Source organism: Streptomyces sp. NPDC015139 (assembly GCF_043079785.1).
Lineage (GTDB): Bacteria > Actinomycetota > Actinomycetes > Streptomycetales > Streptomycetaceae > Streptomyces > Streptomyces albidocamelliae.
Map to the genome: position 1 here is coordinate 56,718 of NZ_JBIBUW010000019.1, position 19,656 is coordinate 76,373.

Consider the following 19,656-nt stretch of genomic DNA (forward strand, 5'->3'; position numbering starts at 1 on the left):
CCGGCTCTGTCGGTGCCCGCAGGTAGATTCGTCTGTGACCGGTGTGCCGCCCGCACGCGGTACGACCCGGTCGTTCCCGACGATTGCAGGAGTGATTCGCGTGGATCGTGTCGCGCTGCGCGGCCTCAAGGCCCGCGGGCACCACGGTGTGTTCCCCAAGGAGCGCGAGGAGGGCCAGACCTTCATCGTCGACCTCGTCCTCGGCCTGGACACCCGGCCGGCCGCGGCCGACGACGACCTGGCGAAGACCGTGCACTACGGCATCGTGGCCGAGGAGGTCGTGGCCGTGGTCGAGGGCGAGCCGGTGAACCTCATCGAGACGCTCGCCGAGCGGATCGCCCAGACCTGCCTGAAGCACGAAGGGGTCCAGGAGATCGAGGTCTGCGTCCACAAGCCGGACGCGCCGATCACCGTCCCCTTCGACGACGTGACCGTCACCATCACCCGGAGCCGAGTATGACCCGATCCTTCCTTCAGGGTCACAGCGACCCGACCGTCCAGCCGGTGCCCGCCTCGGTCGTCGAGCGGGTGGACGCCGCCGACACGACCCTGCAGAACCCGAAATGGGCCGTGATCTCCATCGGCTCCAACCTCGGCAACCGCCTGGAGACCCTCCAGGGCGCCGTCGACGCCCTGGAGGACACCCCCGGCGTCCGTGTGAAGGCCGTCTCCCCGGTCTACGAGACCGAGCCGTGGGGCGTCGAGCCCGGCAGCCAGCCGTCGTACTTCAACGCGGTCGTGGTCCTCAAGACCACCCTGCCCCCCGCCTCCCTGCTGGAGCGTGCGCACGCCGTCGAGGAGGCCTTCAACCGCGTCCGCGACGAACGCTGGGGCCCGCGCACCCTGGACGTCGACATCGTTTCCTACGCCGACGTCACCTCGGACGACCCGCACCTCACCCTCCCCCACCCGCGCGCCCACGAGCGGGCCTTCGTCCTCGCCCCCTGGCACGACGTGGACCCGCAGGCACAGCTGCCCGGACGCGGCACCGTGGCCACCCTGCTCGCGGCCGTGACCCGCGAAGGCGTGGAGGCACGCGCGGACCTGGAACTCCGACTGCCCGAGTAGTCGTTAAGGTCAAGACGACCAACGATCCGGGACGGTCCGGGGGGAGCTGAAGGGACACCGTGAGAGAGCTGCGCATCAGGGTGCTGGTCGGTGTGTTTGTCGTGGCCGGCATCCTGTCCTGGGCGGGCGCCCGCCTCTGGAACTCGATCGGGACACTCCCCAGCGTCCCCCTGGCCGCGCCGATCGTCCTGGCGCTGATCGCCGTCGTCCTGCTCGCGACCGCGCTCTCGCTGCGCGCCCGGCTGCGGGCCCAGCGCGAGCGCCGTCCCGGCGCGAAGGGCGTCGACCCCCTGATGGCCGCCCGCGCGGCTGTCTTCGGCCAGGCCAGCGCCCTGGTCGCCGCCCTCGTCGCCGGCATGTACGCCGGCACGGGCGTGTTCCTCCTGGAACTCCTCGACATCCCCGCCCGCCGCGACCAGGCCATCTACGCCGGCTTCTCGGCCCTGGCCGCACTCGGCGTGATAGTGGCCGCCCTGTTCCTGGAGCGGGTCTGCAAGCTCCCGGAGGACGACGACCAGAACCACCCGGGCGCGGAGCCGGTGGCCTGACCGCCGCCTCCGGTCACGGAGCTCAGTGCGCCAGTATCAGGCTCATCGCCTCGGCGCGGGTCGTGGCGTCCCGCAGCTGGCCGCGCACCGCCGACGTGGTGGTCTTGGCGCCGGGCTTGCGGATGCCGCGCACCGACATGCACATGTGCTCGGCCTCGATGACGACGATCGCGCCGCGCGCCTCCAGGATCCGCATGAGCGAGTCCGCGATCTGGGTGGTGAGCCGCTCCTGCACCTGCGGGCGGCGGGCGAACACCTCGACCAGCCGGGCCAGCTTGGACAGGCCGGTGATCTTGCCCGTCTCGGCCGGGATGTACCCGACGTGCGCCACGCCGTGGAACGGCAGCAGGTGGTGCTCGCAGAGGGAGACGATCTCGATGTCCTTCACCAGGACCATCTCGTCGTGCCCCAGGTCGAAGGTCGTCGTCAGGACGTCCTCCGGCTCCTGCCACAGTCCCGCGAGCAGTTCCCGGTACGCACGCGCCACCCGTGCCGGAGTCTCCTTCAGACCCTCGCGGTCGGGGTCCTCACCCACCGCGATGAGGAGTTCGCGTACGGCGTTCTCGGCCCGCTTCTCGTCGAACTCGCCGATGAAGCCGTCGCCGGCCAGCGTCACGGGGTCGGTCATCTGATGCCTCGTTCCTGTACGTCTTGCCGCGGACATACGAATGCCGCGCCCCCCAGGCTAAAACCTGGGGGGCGCGGCATTCATTCCGGGCCCGTCGGCCGGGTGCCTCAGCTCTCGGGGCGGTCCTCCGGGGTCTGCTCCGTGATCGGGGCGGACTCCGAGGCGGTGGACTTGGCCGTGCTGATCGAGGCCGTCGCGCCGTTCGCACCGTTGGTCAGTGCCAGCTCCTTGGGGGAGAGCACCGGCGGGCGGGTGGACGGGGTGCGGCGGGAGGAGCCGGTCCACGCGGGCCGCGGCGGGCGCTTGTGGATCGGGGCGAAGATCTCGGCGATCTCCTCCTTGCCCAGGGTCTCCTTCTCCAGCAGGTGAAGGACGAGCTGGTCGAGCACGTCGCGGTTCTCGACCAGGATCTCCCAGGCCTCGTTGTGCGCCGTCTCGATGAGCTTCTTGACCTCTTCGTCGACCAGCGCGGCGACTTCCTCGGAGTAGTCGCGCTGGTGAGCCATCTCACGGCCGAGGAAGGGCTCGCTGTTGTCGCCGCCGAACTTGATCGCGCCGAGCCGCTCGGTCATGCCGTACTGCGTGACCATCGCGCGGGCCAGGTTGGTGGCCTTCTCGATGTCGTTGGCGGCGCCGGTGGTCGGGTCGTGGAAGACCAGTTCCTCCGCCGCCCGGCCGCCCAGCATGTAGGCGAGCTGGTCGAGCATCTCGTTGCGGGTGGTCGAGTACTTGTCCTCGTCGGGCAGGACCATCGTGTAACCGAGGGCACGGCCGCGGGACAGGATCGTGATCTTGTGGACCGGGTCGGAGTTCGGCGAGGCCGCCGCGACCAGGGCGTGACCGCCCTCGTGGTACGCGGTGATCTTCTTCTCCTTGTCCGACATGATCCGGGTCCGCTTCTGCGGGCCCGCGACCACGCGGTCGATCGCCTCGTCCAGCGCCTTGTTGTCGACCAGCTTCTGGTCACCGCGGGCGGTGAGCAGGGCGGCCTCGTTGAGGACGTTGGCCAGGTCGGCGCCGGTCATGCCGGGCGTGCGGCGGGCGACGGCGGCCAGGTCGACGTCGGACGCGACCGGCTTGCCCTTCTGGTGGACCTTGAGGATCTCCAGGCGGCCCTGCAGGTCCGGCGGGTCGACCGCGATCTGGCGGTCGAAGCGGCCGGGGCGCAGCAGCGCCGGGTCGAGGATGTCCGGGCGGTTGGTGGCGGCGATGAGGATGACACCGCCCTTGACGTCGAAACCGTCCATCTCGACGAGCAGCTGGTTCAGCGTCTGCTCGCGCTCGTCGTGACCACCGCCGAGGCCGGCGCCGCGGTGGCGGCCGACCGCGTCGATCTCGTCGACGAAGACGATCGCCGGGGCGTTCGCCTTGGCCTGCTCGAACAGGTCACGGACCCGGGAGGCACCGACACCGACGAACATCTCGACGAAGTCGGAACCGGAGATCGAGTAGAAGGGGACGCCCGCCTCGCCGGCGACGGCTCGCGCGAGGAGCGTCTTGCCGGTACCCGGGCGGCCGTAGAGGAGCACGCCCTTGGGGATCTTGGCGCCGACGGCCTGGAACTTGGCCGGCTCCTGGAGGAACTCCTTGATCTCCTGGAGCTCCTCGACCGCCTCGTCGCAGCCGGCGACGTCGGAGAAGGTCGTCTTGGGGGTGTCCTTGGTGATGAGCTTGGCCTTGGACTTCCCGAAGTTCATGACCCGGGAGCCGCCGCCCTGCATCTGGTTCATCAGGAACAGGAAGACGACGACGATCAGGACGAAGGGCAGCAGGGAGAGCAGGACGCCGACGAACGGGTTCTGCTTCGACGGCGAGACGGTGTAGCCGTCCGGGATCTGCTTGTCCTGGTACTTGGTCTGCAGCTGGCTGGCGATGGTCACGCCCTGGTCGCCGATGTAGCTCGCCTGGATCTTCGAGCTGCCGTCGACCTTCTGGCCGTCCTTGAGATTGACCTTGATGGTCTGTTCGTCGCCTGTGGTCAGCTTGGCCGACTGGACCCTGTTGTCATTGATCGCCGCGACGACCTGACCGGTGTCCACCGTCTTGTAGCCGCCGGACGAGCCGACGACCTGCATCAACACGACCACGGCAAGGACGGCCAGCACGATCCACATGACCGGCCCACGGAAGTATCGCTTCACGTCCATCCATACGGAGCGGTGTCGCCCCGTCCCTCCTGCCATAGTGAGTTTGATAAGACAGTTCTTCTGACGGTACCCCAGCATTGTTGCCCGAAGCCGCACGAAGCCGTTTCGAGGGCCGGGAAACCCGTCTCTGCATGCTTCAACGGCGCGGGCCCCGCCGGGGTTCCCGATCGTCCCACCGGGCTTGGGCCGACTGGCTCAGCCCGGGGTCCGCTCCGAGGTCAGCCGCCGTAGACGTGCGGCGCGAGCGTACCGACGAACGGCAGGTTGCGGTACTTCTCGGCGTAGTCGAGGCCGTAGCCGACGACGAACTCGTTGGGGATGTCGAAGCCGACCCACTCCACGTCGATGGCGACCTTGGCGGCGTCCGGCTTGCGCAGCAGCGTGCACACCTTCAGGGAGGCGGGCTCGCGGGAGCCGAGGTTGTTGAGCAGCCAGGACAGGGTCAGCCCGGAGTCGATGATGTCCTCGACGATCAGGACGTGCCTGCCCTTGATGTCGGTGTCGAGGTCCTTGAGGATGCGGACCACACCGGAGGACTGGGTGCCCGCGCCGTAGGAGGACACGGCCATCCAGTCCATCGTGACGGGGGTGGACAGCGCTCGGGCGAGGTCGGCCATGACCATCACCGCGCCCTTGAGGACGCCGACGATGAGCAGATCCTTGCCCGCGTACTCCGCGTCGATCTTCGCGGCCAGCTCGGCCAGCTTCGCGTCGATCTCTTCCTTGGTGATGAGCACCTGCTGGAGGTCGGCACCCATGTCTTTCGCGTCCACCCGCATCACTTTCGGTCGTCCCGCACTTACGGCCTCCGGCTGCCCGGACCGGCCGCCGGAGGATCGCTCCGGGAGGTCGGGATTCAGCCCTGCCGAATCACCAGTCTGCCACCCTGCCGCTGGGCCACGACTTTGCCCGGGAGATTGATGGCTCCCTGGCCGCGCCAGCCGGTGATCAGACGGTCGACTTCCTCGATGTGCCGGGCGAACAGCGAACCGGCCGGCGCACCGGCCTCGATGGCGGCCCGGCGCAGGATGCGACGGCGTACGGCGGGCGGCAGGGCGTAGAGCTTCGCGCACTCCAGCAGCCCGCCGGCGTCCCGTACGGAGGACTCGGCCTGACTGGCCCAGCTGTCGAGGGCGTCGGCGTCGTCGCGGGAGAGCTGGGCGGTACGGGCGAGTGCCTCGACGACACCCTTGCCGAGAGCTTTCTCCAGGGCGGGCAGGCCTTCGTGCCGGAGCCGGGAGCGGGTGTAGGCCGGGTCGGCGTTGTGCGGGTCGTCCCAGACGGGCAGGGACTGGACCATGCAGGCCTTGCGGGCGGTCTGGCGGTCGACGTGCAGGAAGGGCCGTCGGTAACGGCCGCCGGCCCCCGAGACCGCGGCCATCCCGGACAGGGAGCGGATGCCGGAGCCGCGGGCGAGGCCCAGCAGGACGGTCTCGGCCTGGTCGTCCCGGGTGTGGCCGAGCAGGACGGCCGCGGCGCCGTGGCGTTCGGCCAGCGCGTCCAGGGCGGCGTAGCGGGCGTCGCGGGCGGCGGCCTCGGGCCCTCCGTCGCGGCCGACGGTCACGGCGACGGACTCGACGGGGTCGAGGCCGAGTTCACGCAGGCGCAGGACCACTTCGTCGGCGCGGAGGTCGGAGCCGGGCTGGAGGCCGTGGTCGACGGTGACACCGCCCGCTCGGATGCCGAGCCTGGGGGCCTCGAAGGCGAGGGCGGAGGCGAGCGCCATGGAGTCGGCGCCGCCGGAGCACGCGACGAGCACGAGCGGGGAGGGGGGCCGCTCGGCCGGCCGGTCCGGGTGCGCGCCGGGGGTCTGCAGGTCGTTGAGGAGGTCGTGGAGTACGCGGCGAACCGCCAGGCGTATCGCCGCGACCGCAGGATGGGGACCCATGTCCGGTTCCCTTCATGAAGTTTTCGGGGGGTGAGACCGAGCTCGGTCACTCAGAGTGTGTAGATGGTGACAGAACCGGGCCGTTCCCCGAGCATTGCACGCCTACGCATGGCCCACGGTCCCTCGGACGGGTGATTGAAGGGGCGTCCGTCTGCCGTCGGCCGGATTCGTGTCACGACTCCTCCACGGCGTTCACGACTCGGTCCTGCGGTGCACCCGCGCGATCCAGTCCGCCGGTTTGGCGATCTCCGCCTTGGTGGGCAGGGTGTTCGGGGAGGTCCACACGCGGTTGAAACCGTCGATGCCGACGTCCTCGGCGACCGCGCGGACGAAGCGTTCGCCGTCCCGGTACTGCTTGAGCTTGGCGTCCAGGCCGAGCAGTTTGCGCAGCGCCTGGTCCAGGCGGGAGGCGCCCTTGGCGCGGCGCTGCTGGAACTTCTCGCGGATCTCCGCGACGGTCGGTACGACGCTGGGGCCGACGCCGTCCATGACGTAGTCGGCGTGACCCTCCAGCAGGGACATCACGGCGGTGAGACGGCCGAGGATCTCGCGCTGCGCGGGGGTCTGCACCAGTTCCACGAAGGAACGGCCGCCGTCCTCCTCCTCGCCCTCGGGGCGGCCGCCGGCGAGGGACTGGGCGGCCTCCCGGATGCGCTCCAGGAAGGTCATCGGGTCGACGTCGGTCTCCGCGAGAAACGACTGGATTTCGCCCTCGAGGTGGTCGCGCAGCCAGGGCACGGCGGTGAACTGGGTGCGGTGGGTCTCCTCGTGCAGGCACACCCACAGCCGGAAGTCGTGCGGCTCCACGTCGAGTTCGCGTTCGACGTGGACGATGTTGGGGGCGACGAGGAGGAGCCGGCCGCCGCCGTTCTCACCGGCGGGGAGGTCGCGGCCGGCGGGGGCGAAGGTCTCGTACTGGCCGAGGACCCGGGAGGACAGGAACGACAGCAGCATGCCGAGTTCGACGCCGGTGACCTTGCCGCCGACGGCGCCGAGGACCGCGCTGCCGGGGCTGCCCGCGCGCCGCTCCTGCATCTTCTCCAGGAGGGGTTTGAGGATCTCGCGGAAGCCGGCGACGTTGGCGCGGACCCAGCCGGGCCGGTCGACCACGAGGACGGGGGTGTCGTGGGTCTCCTCGGTGGTCATCCGGGTGAAGCCGCGGACGTGCTCCTCCGAGGCCTTCGCGTGCCGGCGCAGCTCCGCGACGACGGCCCTCGCCTCGTCACGGCTGACGTCGGGGCCCGGTCGTACGAGCCGTGTCGCGGTTGCCACCGCGAGGTTCCAGTCGACCATCCCGGAAGATGCGGTGCCGCCGAAGCCAGTCATGCCGTCAACCGTACGTGAGCGTCACGGCTTGGGGCAGACCGTGAGGGCCGCCGGGGGTGGGCGGCCCGGTCGCCGGGCGGTGGCACGGGGCCGGCCGCCGTCATCGGCAGCCGCAGGCCGCCAGGGCCGTGGCCGTGGTGTCGAGGGCCGCCTGGGCCTCCAGGGGGTTCGTCGTGCCGGAGGCCAGGAAGGCGAAGGCGAGGAGGTGGCCGTCGGTGTCGACGACGGTGCCCGCGAGGGTGTTCACGCCGGTCAGGGTGCCGGTCTTGGCGCGTACGACACCGGACGCGCCGTCGGTGTAGCGGCGGGCGAGGGTGCCGGTGAAGCCCGCGACGGGGAGGCCGGTGAGGGCGGGGCGCAGGCCGGGGCGCTCGGGGTTGCCGGCCTCGACCAGGAGGGCGGTGAGCAGTTCGGCGGTCAGCTTGTCGTTGCGGTCGAGTCCGCTGCCGTCGTGGAAGGAGGCCCCGGACATCGGCAGGCCCAGTTTGGTCAGCCGGGCGGAGACCGCCCTGGCGCCGCCGGCGAAGCCCGCGGGCTCGCCGCTGGTGAGCGCGGTCTGGCGGGCGAGCGCCTCGGCGATGTCGTTGTCGCTGTTGGTCAGCATGCGTTCGACCAGGGCGGCCAGCGGGGGCGAGGAGACGGTGGCGAGGGTCTGGGCGCGGGTGGTGGCCTTGGAGGTGCCGGGGGACGTGGTCTTGATGCCGGCGTCGGCGAGGAAGCCGGCGAACTTGCCCGCCGCGTCCTTCGCGGGGTCGGTCACGCGAGTCGCCGGGCCGCTGACGGAGTCGTCGGTGCGGCCCTCGTCGGCGATGAGGGCGCTGACGGGGGCGAGGTTCTCGTTGACGCCGATGGGGTGCTGGGCGGGCCCGGAGTAGAGCGTCGTGTCGTACGACAGGGTGACCTCGCCGATGCCGCGCGCGCGGAGTGCCTTCGCGGTGCCGGTGGCCAGGGTGCGCAGGCTCGCCCAGCCGTCGGACTTCGCGCGGGCGGTGAGGGTGGGGTCGCCGCCGCCGACCAGGACGAGTTCGCCGGTGTCGGGTTCGAGGGCGGCGCGGGTGGTGATCCGGTGGTCGGGGCCGAGGGCGGACAGGGCGGCGACGGCGGTGGCGATCTTGGTGGTGGAGGCGGGGGTGAGGGCCTTGCCGGCGTCGGTGGCGTAGAGGTGCTTGCCGGTGGTCACGTCGACGACGGCGGCCGTGCGGGTGCCGCCCAGGGCGGGGGCGTCCAGGAGGGGCCCGAGGACGTCGGCGAAGGGTTTTCCGCCGGAGGCGTCGTTCGTGGTGCCGACGGCGCCGTCCGTACCGCCCAGGCCGGTCAGGACGGGTGCGGCGCTCGGAGCCGGGCGGGGTCCGCCGGTCGCGGTGCCGGAGCGGCCGTGATCTGTGCCACCTGGCCGCTCAAGGGCGGCGGCCCGTTCCCGCTCGGCCGTACGCTGACCATTGGCGTCCCAGGGGCCGGCCACGGTCACCACGCCGGCGGCCAGTGCCAGGCCGGCGGTGGCGGCGCCCGCGGTGTACTGCCAGGTCCTGGCCGTTCTCGGACGGGGCGCCGGCCGCGGACGGACGGCCTTGGCGAGCCGCGCGACCCGCGGCCCCGCGGCGGCCGCGGCCCGCGCCAGACGCGGTCGTACGGCGCTCGCGATCCGCCTCACCTGCGGTCCCGCGGCTCGCCAAGGCCTCAGCTCTGGCACGACCACCAGCCCCTTTCGCGATCACACACCTGCGTGAGGGACACTTAATCACCAGAACTATGTGTTGATCATGGAGGAGCCACCGGTGGAGTTCGACGTCACGATCGAGATCCCGAAGGGTTCGCGCAACAAGTACGAGGTGGACCACGAGACCGGTCGGATCCGTCTGGACCGCCGTCTCTTCACCTCGACCGCCTACCCGGCCGACTACGGCTTCGTCGAGAACACCCTCGGCGAGGACGGCGACCCGCTGGACGCGCTGGTCATCCTGGATGAGCCGACCTTCCCGGGCTGCCTCATCAAGTGCCGTGCGATCGGCATGTTCCGGATGACGGACGAGGCGGGCGGCGACGACAAGCTGCTGTGCGTCCCCTCGACCGACCCGCGGGTGGAGCACCTGCGCGACATCCACCACGTGTCGGAATTCGACCGCCTGGAGATCCAGCACTTCTTCGAGGTGTACAAGGACCTGGAGCCCGGCAAGTCCGTCGAGGGCGCCAACTGGGTGGGCCGTACGGACGCCGAGGTGGAGATCGAGCGGTCGTACAAGCGCTTCAAGGAGCAGGGCGGCCACTGACCGGCCGGTTTGTCCGCGACGGGCCGCGGCACCCTGGGTGGGGTGACGCGGCCCGTCTGCGCGCTCATGCGCATACTGAGGCCTACGGAAGGTGTCGTTCAGGGAGCGGTGCGAGGTGACGGAGGCGGAGGACCGCAAGCCCCGGTCCGACGAGGCGCGGTACGACCCGGAGATCACGTCCGAGTTCGCCATTCCGGTGGGTCTCGACGTGCCGAGGACAGGTGGTGAGCCGGAGACGACCTCCGAGTTCACCGTGCCCCGGGGGCTGGAGACGCCGCAGCCGCCGAGCGCGGAACCGGAGGGGTCGGCGTTCAGCACGCCGCGTACCTACAGCGCCAGCGGGGCCCCGGCCGCGTTCACGCCGGCCACCGGCGTGCCGATGGTCAGCCTGGTCAAGGACGCGCCGTGGCAGGACCGGATGCGCACGATGCTGCGCATGCCGGTGACCGAGCGGCCCGCGCCGGAACACGTGCAGCGCGTGGAGGAGGGCGGTCCGGCCGTCCCGCGCGTGCTCGACCTGACCCTGCGTATCGGCGAGCTGCTGCTGGCGGGCGGCGAGGGCGCCGAGGACGTGGAGGCCGCGATGTTCGCGGTGTGCCGGTCCTACGGCCTCGACCGCTGCGAGCCGAACGTCACCTTCACGCTGTTGTCGATCTCGCACCAGCCGTCGCTGGTGGAGGACCCGGTGACGGCGTCCCGCACGGTGCGGCGCCGGGGCACCGACTACACGCGGCTGGCGGCGGTGTTCCGGCTGGTGGACGATCTGACCGACCCGGAGACCCATGTCTCGCTGGAGGAGGCCTACCGGCGCCTGGCGGAGATCCGCCGTAACCGGCACCCGTACCCCGGCTGGGCGCTGACGCTGGCCGGCGGGCTGCTGGCCGGCGCGGCCTCCGTGCTGGTCGGCGGTGACCTGATCGTCTTCGTGGCGGCGGCGCTGGGCGCGATGCTCGGCGACCGGCTGGCGTGGCTGTGCGCGGGACGCGGGCTGCCCGAGTTCTACCAGTTCACGGTGGCCGCGATGCCGCCCGCGGCGATCGGTGTGGCGTTCGCGCTGGCCGATGTGGACCTGAAGGCGTCCGCGGTGGTCACCGGTGGGCTGTTCGCGCTGCTGCCGGGGCGGGCGCTGGTGGCGGGCGTGCAGGACGGCCTGACGGGCTTCTACATCACCGCGTCCGCGCGCCTGCTGGAGGTCATGTACTTCTTCGTGGGCATCGTCGCCGGGGTGCTGGTGGTCCTGTACTTCGGGGTGAAGGTCGGCGGCCAGCTGAACCCGGACGCGGCGCTCGGCAGCTCCGACCGGCCGCTGGTGCAGATCGTGGCGTCGATGGTGCTGTCGCTGACCTTCGCGGTGCTGCTCCAGCAGGAGCGGTCCACCGTGCTGTGGGTGACCCTCAGCGGCGGGGTGGCGTGGTCGGTGTACGGCGCCATGCACGTCGTCAGCGACATCTCACCGGTGGCGTCCACGGCCGTGGCGGCGGGACTCGTGGGTCTGTTCGGGCAGTTGCTGTCGCGTTACCGGTTCGCGTCCGCGCTGCCGTACACGACGGCGGCGATCGGGCCCCTGCTGCCCGGTTCGGCGACCTACTTCGGGCTGCTGTCCATCGCGCAGAACGAGGTGGACAAGGGACTCGTGTCGCTGGCCAAGGCCGCGTCACTGGCCATGGCCATCGCCATCGGGGTCAACCTGGGGTCGGAGATCTCGCGGCTGTTCCTGCGGGTCGGCTCCGCCGGGAAGCGCCGGGCCGCGAAGCGGACGAGGGGTTTCTAGGGCGCCACCCGGTCCCCGTCAGTGGTTGCGGTGGTCGTACGGGTACGGGCTCTGGCCGTTGTCCTGCTGCGGGTACTGCTGCTCGGGGTACTGCTGCTGCGGGTAGGGCTGCTGCTGGGGGTACTGCCGCGGGTCGTAGTACTGGTCGCCGTACCCCTGGTCGGTGTAGCCCTGGTCGCCGTAGCCCTGGTTCCAGTGCTGCTGCGGATCCTGCTGGTACGGCTGCTGGTACGGCTGTTCCTGCTCGATGCGGCGCAGCTGGGTCGTGGCGTCGTCCATGGCGGGGGCCTGCTGGTGCGGGGCGGGCTGCTGGTACGCCGGCTGCTGCGGCCGGTACGGGGCCCGCGCCGCGGCCGGCTCCGCCTGCTCGGCCTTCTTGTTCTTGCCGCGTGCGCGCAGGAACTCGATCGCGATCGGGACGACGGAGACGAGGACGATCAGGATGAGGATCGCCTCGATGTTCTTGTTGACGAAGGCGATGTTGCCCAGCCAGGAGCCGAGGAGGGTGACGCCCGCGCCCCACAGGACGCCGCCGATGACGTTGAAGGTCAGGAACGAGCGGTACTTCATGCCGCTGACGCCGGCGATGATCGGTGTGAACGTCCGCACGATCGGCACGAAGCGGGCCAGGATCAGGGACTTCGGGCCGTACTTCTCGAAGAACTCGTGCGCCTTGGTGACGTTCTCCTGCTTGAACAGGCGGGAGTCGGGCCGGTTGAACAGGGACGGGCCGACCTTCTTGCCGAACATGTAGCCCGCCTGGTCGCCCAGGACCGCGGCGAGGCAGATCAGGGCGATCGCCCCCCACAGCGGGAAGTCCAGCTGGTCCGAGGTGATCAGCAGGCCGCAGGTGAACAGGAGCGAGTCACCCGGCAGGAAGAACCCGATGAGCAGTCCGGACTCGGCGAAGACGATGAGCAGCAGGCCCCAGATGCTGTACGTGTCGAGCAGATAGTTGGGATCCAGCCAGCTCGGGCCTAGGGCGAGTGTCATCACGGGTCCGGGCTCCTGAGGGGGTGAGGCGGCTGCGGCATCCATGTGGGCCGCACAAAGCTATCAACGCGATGTGTCCGACCCAGGTTCCACCGGTGTCTCCAGGATGCACTGTGGGCGGACTGGCACAAAGCTGTGAGCCATGGGACTCGATGACTACGGCGGCGGCCAGGGGCCCCAGCCGGACGTGCTGGTCGTGACGACGAACGACGTGCCCGGGTACCGGGTGCAGCAGGTGCTCGGCGAGGTCTTCGGCCTCACCGTGCGCTCCCGGCACATCGGGAGCCAGATCGGCGCCGGGCTGAAGTCGATGATCGGCGGGGAGCTGAAGGGCCTCACCAAGACGCTCGTGCAGACCCGCAACCAGGCCATGGAGCGGCTGGTGGAGCAGGCACGCGCGCGTGGCGCCAACGGGGTGCTGATGTTCCGGTTCGACGTGACGGAGGCCGCGGACGTCGGCACCGAGGTGTGCGCCTACGGCACGGCGGTGGTCCTGGCCCGGGAGTGACCCCGGGCCGGGACGTCAGGACGCGGTGTGCCGGGCGTTGTTCGCCACGATCGCGTCCCGCAGGTACACGGCGAGACCGCTCCGGACGGCCTCGTACGTCGCGGTGAAACGCTCGTCGGCCACGTACATCTCCCCCAGGCACGCGTGCATCTCGTGCGGGCAGTCGTAGTACGCGCCCGTGATGAACCGGCGGTGCTCCTCGGCGACGTCCATGGCCGCCGCGGAGTCGGCGGGCACGCCCTCGGCGAGCAGGTCCGCCATGCGGCCGTGGATCGCGCCCATCTCCTCGTTGATCCGCTTCCAGTCCTCCTTGGTGTACCGGGCGGTCCGGCGCCGCGACTGCCGGTAGGCCTCGGTGCCGCCCCAGCGTTCCTCGGCCTCGGCGGCGTGCTCGTCCGGGTCGAAGTCGCCGAAGACCTCGAACCGTTCCTCAGGTGTGAGGTTGATGCCCATCGTGCGTGCCTCCATGGCGTGCTCCACGGCCGCGGCCATCTTCTGCAGCTTCTCGATCCGGGTGGTCAGCAGCTCGTGCTGGCGGCGCAGGTGCGCGCGCGGATCCGTGTCCGGGTCGTCGAGCAGGGCCGCGACCTCGTCGAGCGGGAAGCCGAGTTCCCGGAAGAACAGGATCTGCTGGAGCCGGTCGAGGTCGGCGTCGTTGTAGCGCCGGTGGCCGGCGTACGTGCGCTCGCTGGGCACGAGCAGACCGATCTCGTCGTAGTGGTGCAGGGTGCGCACCGTGATCCCGGCGAACCCCGCGACCTGTCCCACGGAGTAGCTCACTTTCCGCTCCTTGTCGTCGGTACGCCTCCACGCTGAGGCCTGACGTCACGTGAGGTGCAAGCCGGATTCCGCTCGGGATGTTGGGTGCGTTATGTCCGCTTATGGTGAGCCCGTGGCTCAGGAGACCGAGAAGCAGGCTCCCTCGACCCGCCCGGCGGCACCGGCGCGGGCGCTGCTGCCGTCCATCCTGCCCGCCGCCGCCGTCGGCGTGCTCGCCAGTCTCACCTTCGTCGGTGTCAGCTCGGCCGCCGAGCAGTTGCAGCGCGTGCTGTGGGGGCCGCTGCCGAAGGCGCTGGGCGTGGGTCCGTACTCGGTGCTGTGGATGTTCGTCATGCTGGTGGCGACCGGCGCCGCCGTCGGTCTGGTGGTCTGGAAGGTGCCCGGTCACGCCGGTCCGGACCCGGCCACGACCGGCCTGAACGCCCCGGTCCTGCCGCTGTACGTGCTGCCGGGCCTGGTGCTGGCGGCCGGGCTGATGCTGGCCGGCGGGCCGAGCCTGGGCCCGGAGAACCCGATCATCGCCGTCAACGTGGGACTCGTGGCCTGGCTCGGGACGCGCTTCCTGCCACGGAGACCGGGCGCCCTGTGGCCGGTGCTCGCCGAGGCCGCGACGATCGGGGCGCTGTTCGGCACACCGGTGGCGGCGGCGCTGGTGATCTCCGAGGCGCTGGCCGGGAAGCCGATGCCCGGCCTGCTGTGGGACAACCTGTTCGCGCCGCTGACGGCCGGCGCGTTCGGGGCGATCACGACCACCCTGGTGGCCCATCCGACCTTCGACCTGGGGCTGCCGCCGCTGGGTCACCCGAACGCCAAGGACGTGCTGGCCGCGCTGGTGATCGCCCCGGTGGCCGCGCTGCTCGGCATGTGCGCCGTCCGCGCCTTCCCGTACGTCCACGCGGCCTTCCAGCGGTTGCGGCATCCGATGCTCATGCTCCCGGCGGGCGGGGTGGTCCTCGGGGCCCTGGCGGCCGTGGGTGGTCATCTGACCCTGTTCAAGGGGCTGTCGGAGGTCGGGGTGCTCGCGGCGAACCCGGACGGCTGGTCGGCGGGCCAGTTCGCCACCATGACGGTGGTGAAGCTGGCCGCCCTGCTGGTCGCCGCGTCCTGCGGCTTCCGCGGCGGCCGGATCTTCCCGGCCGTCTTCATCGGCACCGCCCTGGGACTGTGCGCCCACGCGCTCGTCCCCGCCGTACATCCCTCGCTGGGCGTGGCGACGGGCGTCCTGGGCATCCTTCTGGCGATCACCCGCCAGGGCTGGGTGAGCCTGTTCACCGCGGCCGTCCTGGTCGCCTCGCCCGCCATCATCGCCCTGCTGTGCATCGCCTCGCTGCCGGCCTGGCTGCTGGTGACGGGGCGCCCGCAGATGCAGCTGCGGGCGGACGGCACGTCGATCCGCTGACTCCCATCTCTTCTGGAGGCACGTCCATGGCCCTGCACAAAGGTCCCGAGAAGCACGAGCAGCGGACGGTGTCGGTCAACCCGTTCTTCGGGGAGGCCAACCCCGTCGCCGGCATGGCCGAGGCCCCGCCCACGCACCGGCTGCCGGACGCCCCGCTCCCCCCGTCCACCGCCTACCAGCTGGTGCACGACGAGCTGATGCTGGACGGCAACTCCCGGCTGAACCTTGCCACCTTCGTCACCACCTGGATGGAGCCGCAGGCCGGGGTGCTGATGGCGGAGTGCCGGGACAAGAACATGATCGACAAGGACGAGTACCCGCGCACCGCCGAACTGGAGCGGCGCTGCGTGGCGATGCTCGCCGACCTGTGGAACGCGCCGGACCCGTCGGCGGCGGTGGGCTGCTCCACGACCGGTTCGAGCGAGGCGTGCATGCTCGCCGGGATGGCCCTCAAGCGGCGCTGGGCGAAGCGGAACGCCGACCGGTACCCGGGGGCGCGGCCCAATCTGATCATGGGCATCAACGTCCAGGTGTGCTGGGAGAAGTTCTGCAACTTCTGGGAGGTGGAGGCCCGGCTGGTCCCGATGGACGGCGACCGCTACCACCTCGACCCGCAGGCCGCGGTGGAGCTGTGCGACGAGAACACCATCGGGGTCGTGGGCATCCTCGGCTCGACCTTCGACGGCTCCTACGAGCCGATCGCCGAGCTGTGCGCCGCCCTGGACGCCCTTCAGGAGCGCACCGGCCTGGACGTCCCCGTGCACGTCGACGGGGCCTCGGGCGCCATGGTGGCCCCGTTCCTCGACGAGGACCTGGTCTGGGACTTCCGCCTGCCGCGGGTGGCGTCGATCAACACCTCCGGGCACAAGTACGGGCTGGTGTACCCGGGTGTCGGCTGGGCGCTGTGGCGGGACAAGGAGGCGCTCCCCGACGAGCTGGTCTTCCGGGTCAACTACCTGGGCGGGGACATGCCGACCTTCGCGCTGAACTTCTCCCGGCCCGGCGCCCAGGTGGTGGCGCAGTACTACACGTTCCTTCGGCTGGGGCGGGAGGGCTACCGGGCGGTCCAGCAGTCGACGCGGGACGTGGCGACCTCGCTGGCCGACCGGATCGCGGCGCTCGGCGACTTCCGGCTCCTCACCCGCGGCGAGGAGCTGCCGGTGTTCGCGCTCACCACGGCCGACGACGTCTCGGCGTACGACGTCTTCGACGTGTCCCGGCGCATGCGCGAGAGCGGCTGGCTGGTGCCCGCGTACACCTTCCCGGCGAACCGCGAGGATCTGTCCGTGCTGCGGATCGTGTGCCGCAACGGTTTCTCCCACGACCTGGCCGACCTGTTCCTGGACGACCTGAGCCGGCTGCTGCCGGAGCTGCGCCGGCAGCCGCACCCGCAGACCCGGGACAAGGGAGCGGCCACGAGCTTCCACCACTAGGAGCCGGCGGCCGCGTCGGATCAGCGGTCGTCCTCCGGGTGCCGCTCGCCCGTCGCGAACGGGTTGTCCTGGCCCTCGGCGAGCACGCCGACGAACGGTTCGCCCTCGCCCGCGAACGTGTGGGCACCGTTCTCCAGACGCTCGACGAGGCCGCGGGTCCACTCGGCCTCGGAGTCGGCCGTGTGGACCCACATGCTCATGATCTCGCCGATGTGGCCGAGCCGTTCGGGCCCCTCGGCGGGCACGTAGTGCTCCGTGACCGAGGAGCGCCACGCCTCGATCCGGCGGGTGCGCTCCTTCAGCAGCGCCACCGCCTCGGCCCTCGGCAGGTCCACCATGAAGCCGAGGGCCGCCGTCTTGACGTCACCGCGCTGGTCGTAGGAGACCAACGCCTCGCGCAGCAGGGCGAAGTACTCCTCGGTGCCCCGCTCCGTCAGCTCGTACTCCGTGCGCGGCGGCCCGCCGGCCGTGGACGGCGCGATCTCGTGCGCGTGCAGCAGTCCCTGCTTGGCCAGCTGCTTGAGCGCGTGGTAGATCGAGCCCGGTTTGGCGTTGGACCACTCGTGCGCGCCCCAGTACTCCAGGTCGCCCCGCACCTGGTAGCCGTGGGCCCGCCCGTGCTGCCGGACCGCGCCGAGCACGAGGAGACGGATCGCTGACATGCCGTCCAGGTTATGGCCGCGGGGCTAGCCGGCCTGCTCCAGGGCCACCAGCTCGAACGCGGTCTTCCCGTCCAGGGACTCGCGGATGATGTCGGCGTGACCGGCGTGCCGGGCCGTCTCGCGGATCAGGTGCAGGCAGAGCCAGCGCAGCGAGACACGGCCCTCCGGCGGGAACCAGGGGTCCGGCGGCAGCGGGAAGGTGTCGTCGAGGCTCGGCGCGGAGCGGATGTACTTCTCCGTGTCGGCGGCCACCTGCTCCCAGTACGCCAGCTGCGAGGCCACCGTCTCGTCGCCGACCAGCTGGAACGTCTCGTGCCAGTTCGTCTCGTCGCGGCGTACCGCGGGCGGCTCCTGCCTGGCCCGGGCGAGCCAGCTCTGCTCCACCTCGGCGACGTGCTTGAGCAGGCCGCCGAGCGAGAGCTCGCTGGCGCTGGGGCGGGTGCGGGCCTGCTCGTCCGTCAGCCCGAGCAGGGCCCGGCGGATGCCGCCGCGCTGTTCCTCGATGAATGCGAGCAGCGCTCCCCGCTCGTCGCCCTGCGCCTCCGCCGGCACGTGAGTGACCATGACCCGCCGCCTTTCGTGGAATCGGTGCGCCGGGGCCGTTCTCCCCGACACCGACGACGCTACGGGCCATTGCGGTCAACTGCTGTCCTCAATGGCCCGGGTCCGCGAAAAGGCCGTGGGCCGGGAGGGGCGGGTCAGAACGGGAAGCCGCTGCGGCCGTGCTGGACGGAGATCCACTTGACGGTGGTGAAGGCCTCCAGCGTGGTCTCGCCGTTGAGGCGGCCGATGCCCGAGTGCTTCTCACCGCCGAAGGGGACGAGCGGTTCGTCGTGGACCGTGCCGTCGTTCACGTGGAACATGCCGGTGTCGATCTGCTTGGCGAAGGCGACACCGCGTTCGATGTCGCCCGTGTGGACGGCACCGCTCAGGCCGTACGGGGTGTCGTTGACGATCCGGACCGCCTCCTCCTCGCCGTCGAACGGGACGAGGAAGACGACCGGCCCGAAGACCTCCTGCCGCAGCAGCGCGGAGTCGGCGGGCAGACCGGTGAGCACACTGGGCTCGACCAGGTTGTCGGTCGTGGAGCCGTGCACGAGGGCCGTGGCGCCCTCGGCGATCGCCTGCCGGATCGTGCCCGAGACGGCGTTCGCCTGCGCCGAGTTGATCACCGGGCCGATGACGGTCTCCGGGTCGCGCGGGTCGCCGACCTTGAGCGTCCTGACCTTGGCGACGAACTTCTCGGTGAACTCGTCGGCCACGGAGGCGTCCACGAGGACCCGGTTGGCGGCCATGCAGACCTGGCCCTGGTGCACGAACCGGCTGAAGACCGCCGCGTCCACCGCGTAGTCGATGTCGGCGTCGTCCAGCACCACCAGCGCGCTGTTCCCGCCGAGTTCGAGCACCGCGCGCTTGAAGTTCCGGGCACAGACGGTGGCCACGTGCCGGCCGATCTTGTCGGAGCCGGTGAAGGAGATGACCTTCGGGACGGGGTGCTCGATGAACGCGTCGCCGATCTCGGCTATGTCGGTGACGACGACGTTGAGCAGGCCGCCGGGCAGTCCGGCCTCCTCGAAGATCTTCGCGAGCAGGGTGCCGCCGGCGATCGGGGTGTTCTGGTGCGGCTTGAGGACCACGCCGTTGCCGAGCGCGAGGGCCGGGGCGACCGACTTCAGCGACAGCAGGAAGGGGAAGTTGAAGGGGCTGATCACGCCCACCACGCCGACCGGCACCCGGTAGACGCGGTTCTCCTTGCCGTCCGTCGGGGAGGGCAGGAGCCTGCCCTCGGGGCGCAGTGCGAGGTGGATCGACTCGCGCAGGAACTCCTTGGCGAGGTGCAGTTCGAAGCCGGCCTTCACGCGCGTGCCGCCCAGTTCCGCGATGATCAGGTCGGCTATCTCCTGCTCGCGGTCCTCGATCAGTCTGAGCGCCCGCTCGAAGACCGCGCGCCGCGTGTAGGGGTTGGTCGCGGCCCACTGCTTCTGGGCGCGGGCGGCGGCCCGGTAGGCCTGGTCCACCTCGTCGACGGTGGCCACCGTGATCGAGGCCAGCTTCTCGTCGTCGTACGGGTTGAAGTCGATCACGTCCCAGGACCCGCTGCCCGGACGCCACTCGCCGTCGATGTACTGCTGGGCCAGGTCGGTGAAGTAGGACGACATGTGATCCCTCAATCGCTAGCGGACACCAGATCTACGCCATGTCTGATCGGACGTCATCGTACTTGTGATCAAAGGGAGT

At 70.8% G+C, this 19,656-nt stretch carries 19 protein-coding genes; 8 read left to right on the plus strand and 11 right to left on the minus strand.

Annotated features, from left to right (window positions below):
* Positions 1 to 100: 100 nt before the first annotated feature.
* Genes folB through ACF08B_RS34740 form a run of 3 tightly spaced genes read left to right on the plus strand, consistent with a single transcriptional unit; the run spans position 101 to position 1,616 of the window.
* Entirely contained in the window at positions 101 to 460 is a 360-nt protein-coding gene (gene folB, locus ACF08B_RS34730; protein ID WP_093476661.1) for a dihydroneopterin aldolase, read from the plus strand.
* Positions 457 to 1,068, plus strand: a complete 612-nt coding sequence (gene folK / locus ACF08B_RS34735) for a 2-amino-4-hydroxy-6-hydroxymethyldihydropteridine diphosphokinase (protein WP_093476660.1) — start codon at positions 457 to 459, stop codon at positions 1,066 to 1,068. Before folB ends, folK begins: the two co-directional genes overlap by 4 nt.
* Positions 1,069 to 1,127: 59 nt before the next feature.
* Positions 1,128 to 1,616, plus strand: coding sequence for a DUF3180 domain-containing protein (locus ACF08B_RS34740; RefSeq protein ID WP_392321024.1), 489 nt, complete (start codon positions 1,128 to 1,130; stop codon positions 1,614 to 1,616).
* Positions 1,617 to 1,638: 22 nt separating this feature from the next.
* Here ACF08B_RS34740 and folE read toward each other — a convergent pair whose 3' ends face one another.
* The 6 genes from folE to dacB form a co-directional block, all read right to left on the minus strand.
* Positions 1,639 to 2,244: a GTP cyclohydrolase I FolE gene (folE, locus tag ACF08B_RS34745; RefSeq protein WP_392321025.1), complete on the minus strand. Its 606-nt coding sequence runs from the start codon at positions 2,242 to 2,244 to the stop codon at positions 1,639 to 1,641.
* Positions 2,245 to 2,351: 107 nt separating this feature from the next.
* Positions 2,352 to 4,391 carry an ATP-dependent zinc metalloprotease FtsH gene (ftsH, locus tag ACF08B_RS34750; RefSeq protein WP_392321026.1) on the minus strand — a complete coding sequence of 680 codons (2,040 nt, stop codon included), beginning with the start codon at positions 4,389 to 4,391 and terminating at the stop codon, positions 2,352 to 2,354.
* A gap of 218 nt (positions 4,392 to 4,609) precedes the next feature.
* Complete coding sequence (hpt, locus tag ACF08B_RS34755; protein WP_073901105.1) at positions 4,610 to 5,170, minus strand: hypoxanthine phosphoribosyltransferase; 561 nt, start codon at positions 5,168 to 5,170, stop codon at positions 4,610 to 4,612.
* A gap of 77 nt (positions 5,171 to 5,247) precedes the next feature.
* Positions 5,248 to 6,279 carry a tRNA lysidine(34) synthetase TilS gene (gene tilS, locus ACF08B_RS34760; protein ID WP_392321027.1) on the minus strand — a complete coding sequence of 344 codons (1,032 nt, stop codon included), beginning with the start codon at positions 6,277 to 6,279 and terminating at the stop codon, positions 5,248 to 5,250.
* 192 nt (positions 6,280 to 6,471) lie between these two features.
* Positions 6,472 to 7,605: a zinc-dependent metalloprotease gene (locus ACF08B_RS34765; RefSeq protein WP_392321028.1), complete on the minus strand. Its 1,134-nt coding sequence runs from the start codon at positions 7,603 to 7,605 to the stop codon at positions 6,472 to 6,474.
* Positions 7,606 to 7,705: 100 nt separating this feature from the next.
* On the minus strand, positions 7,706 to 9,256 hold the full coding sequence (gene dacB / locus ACF08B_RS34770) for a D-alanyl-D-alanine carboxypeptidase/D-alanyl-D-alanine-endopeptidase (RefSeq protein ID WP_392321029.1): 1,551 nt from the start codon (positions 9,254 to 9,256) through the stop codon (positions 7,706 to 7,708).
* 124 nt (positions 9,257 to 9,380) lie between these two features.
* Here dacB and ACF08B_RS34775 point away from each other — a divergent pair, with 124 nt between their 5' ends.
* Positions 9,381 to 9,872 carry an inorganic diphosphatase gene (locus tag ACF08B_RS34775; protein ID WP_073901115.1) on the plus strand — a complete coding sequence of 164 codons (492 nt, stop codon included), beginning with the start codon at positions 9,381 to 9,383 and terminating at the stop codon, positions 9,870 to 9,872.
* A 115-nt stretch (positions 9,873 to 9,987) separates the two neighbouring features.
* Positions 9,988 to 11,643: a threonine/serine exporter ThrE family protein gene (locus ACF08B_RS34780; RefSeq protein WP_392321030.1), complete on the plus strand. Its 1,656-nt coding sequence runs from the start codon at positions 9,988 to 9,990 to the stop codon at positions 11,641 to 11,643.
* An 18-nt stretch (positions 11,644 to 11,661) separates the two neighbouring features.
* Here the strand turns inward: ACF08B_RS34780 and ACF08B_RS34785 are convergent, their stop codons facing one another.
* Complete coding sequence (locus ACF08B_RS34785; RefSeq protein WP_392321031.1) at positions 11,662 to 12,639, minus strand: DedA family protein; 978 nt, start codon at positions 12,637 to 12,639, stop codon at positions 11,662 to 11,664.
* A 139-nt stretch (positions 12,640 to 12,778) separates the two neighbouring features.
* Between ACF08B_RS34785 and ACF08B_RS34790 the strand changes: the two genes are divergently transcribed.
* A complete protein-coding gene (locus ACF08B_RS34790; protein ID WP_350839999.1) occupies positions 12,779 to 13,144 on the plus strand; it encodes a YbjQ family protein in 366 nt (121 codons plus the stop codon).
* Between the two features lie 15 nt (positions 13,145 to 13,159).
* Here ACF08B_RS34790 and ACF08B_RS34795 read toward each other — a convergent pair whose 3' ends face one another.
* Positions 13,160 to 13,924 carry a MerR family transcriptional regulator gene (locus tag ACF08B_RS34795; RefSeq protein WP_392321032.1) on the minus strand — a complete coding sequence of 255 codons (765 nt, stop codon included), beginning with the start codon at positions 13,922 to 13,924 and terminating at the stop codon, positions 13,160 to 13,162.
* A gap of 112 nt (positions 13,925 to 14,036) precedes the next feature.
* On the opposite strand from ACF08B_RS34795, the gene ACF08B_RS34800 reads away from it, so the two are divergent.
* Positions 14,037 to 15,323, plus strand: coding sequence for an ion channel protein (locus tag ACF08B_RS34800; protein WP_093696703.1), 1,287 nt, complete (start codon positions 14,037 to 14,039; stop codon positions 15,321 to 15,323).
* 26 nt (positions 15,324 to 15,349) lie between these two features.
* Positions 15,350 to 16,756, plus strand: a complete 1,407-nt coding sequence (locus ACF08B_RS34805) for a glutamate decarboxylase (protein ID WP_392321033.1) — start codon at positions 15,350 to 15,352, stop codon at positions 16,754 to 16,756.
* A gap of 20 nt (positions 16,757 to 16,776) precedes the next feature.
* Here the strand turns inward: ACF08B_RS34805 and ACF08B_RS34810 are convergent, their stop codons facing one another.
* From ACF08B_RS34810 to ACF08B_RS34820, 3 genes are all read right to left on the minus strand, one after another.
* Positions 16,777 to 17,418, minus strand: a complete 642-nt coding sequence (locus ACF08B_RS34810; protein ID WP_392321034.1) for a PadR family transcriptional regulator — start codon at positions 17,416 to 17,418, stop codon at positions 16,777 to 16,779.
* Between the two features lie 24 nt (positions 17,419 to 17,442).
* Positions 17,443 to 17,982 (minus strand): DinB family protein, encoded by a 540-nt coding sequence (locus tag ACF08B_RS34815; RefSeq protein ID WP_073901129.1) that lies wholly within the window; start codon positions 17,980 to 17,982, stop codon positions 17,443 to 17,445.
* Positions 17,983 to 18,116: 134 nt separating this feature from the next.
* Positions 18,117 to 19,577, minus strand: a complete 1,461-nt coding sequence (locus ACF08B_RS34820) for an aldehyde dehydrogenase family protein (RefSeq protein WP_392321035.1) — start codon at positions 19,575 to 19,577, stop codon at positions 18,117 to 18,119.
* Positions 19,578 to 19,656: the final 79 nt, after the last annotated feature.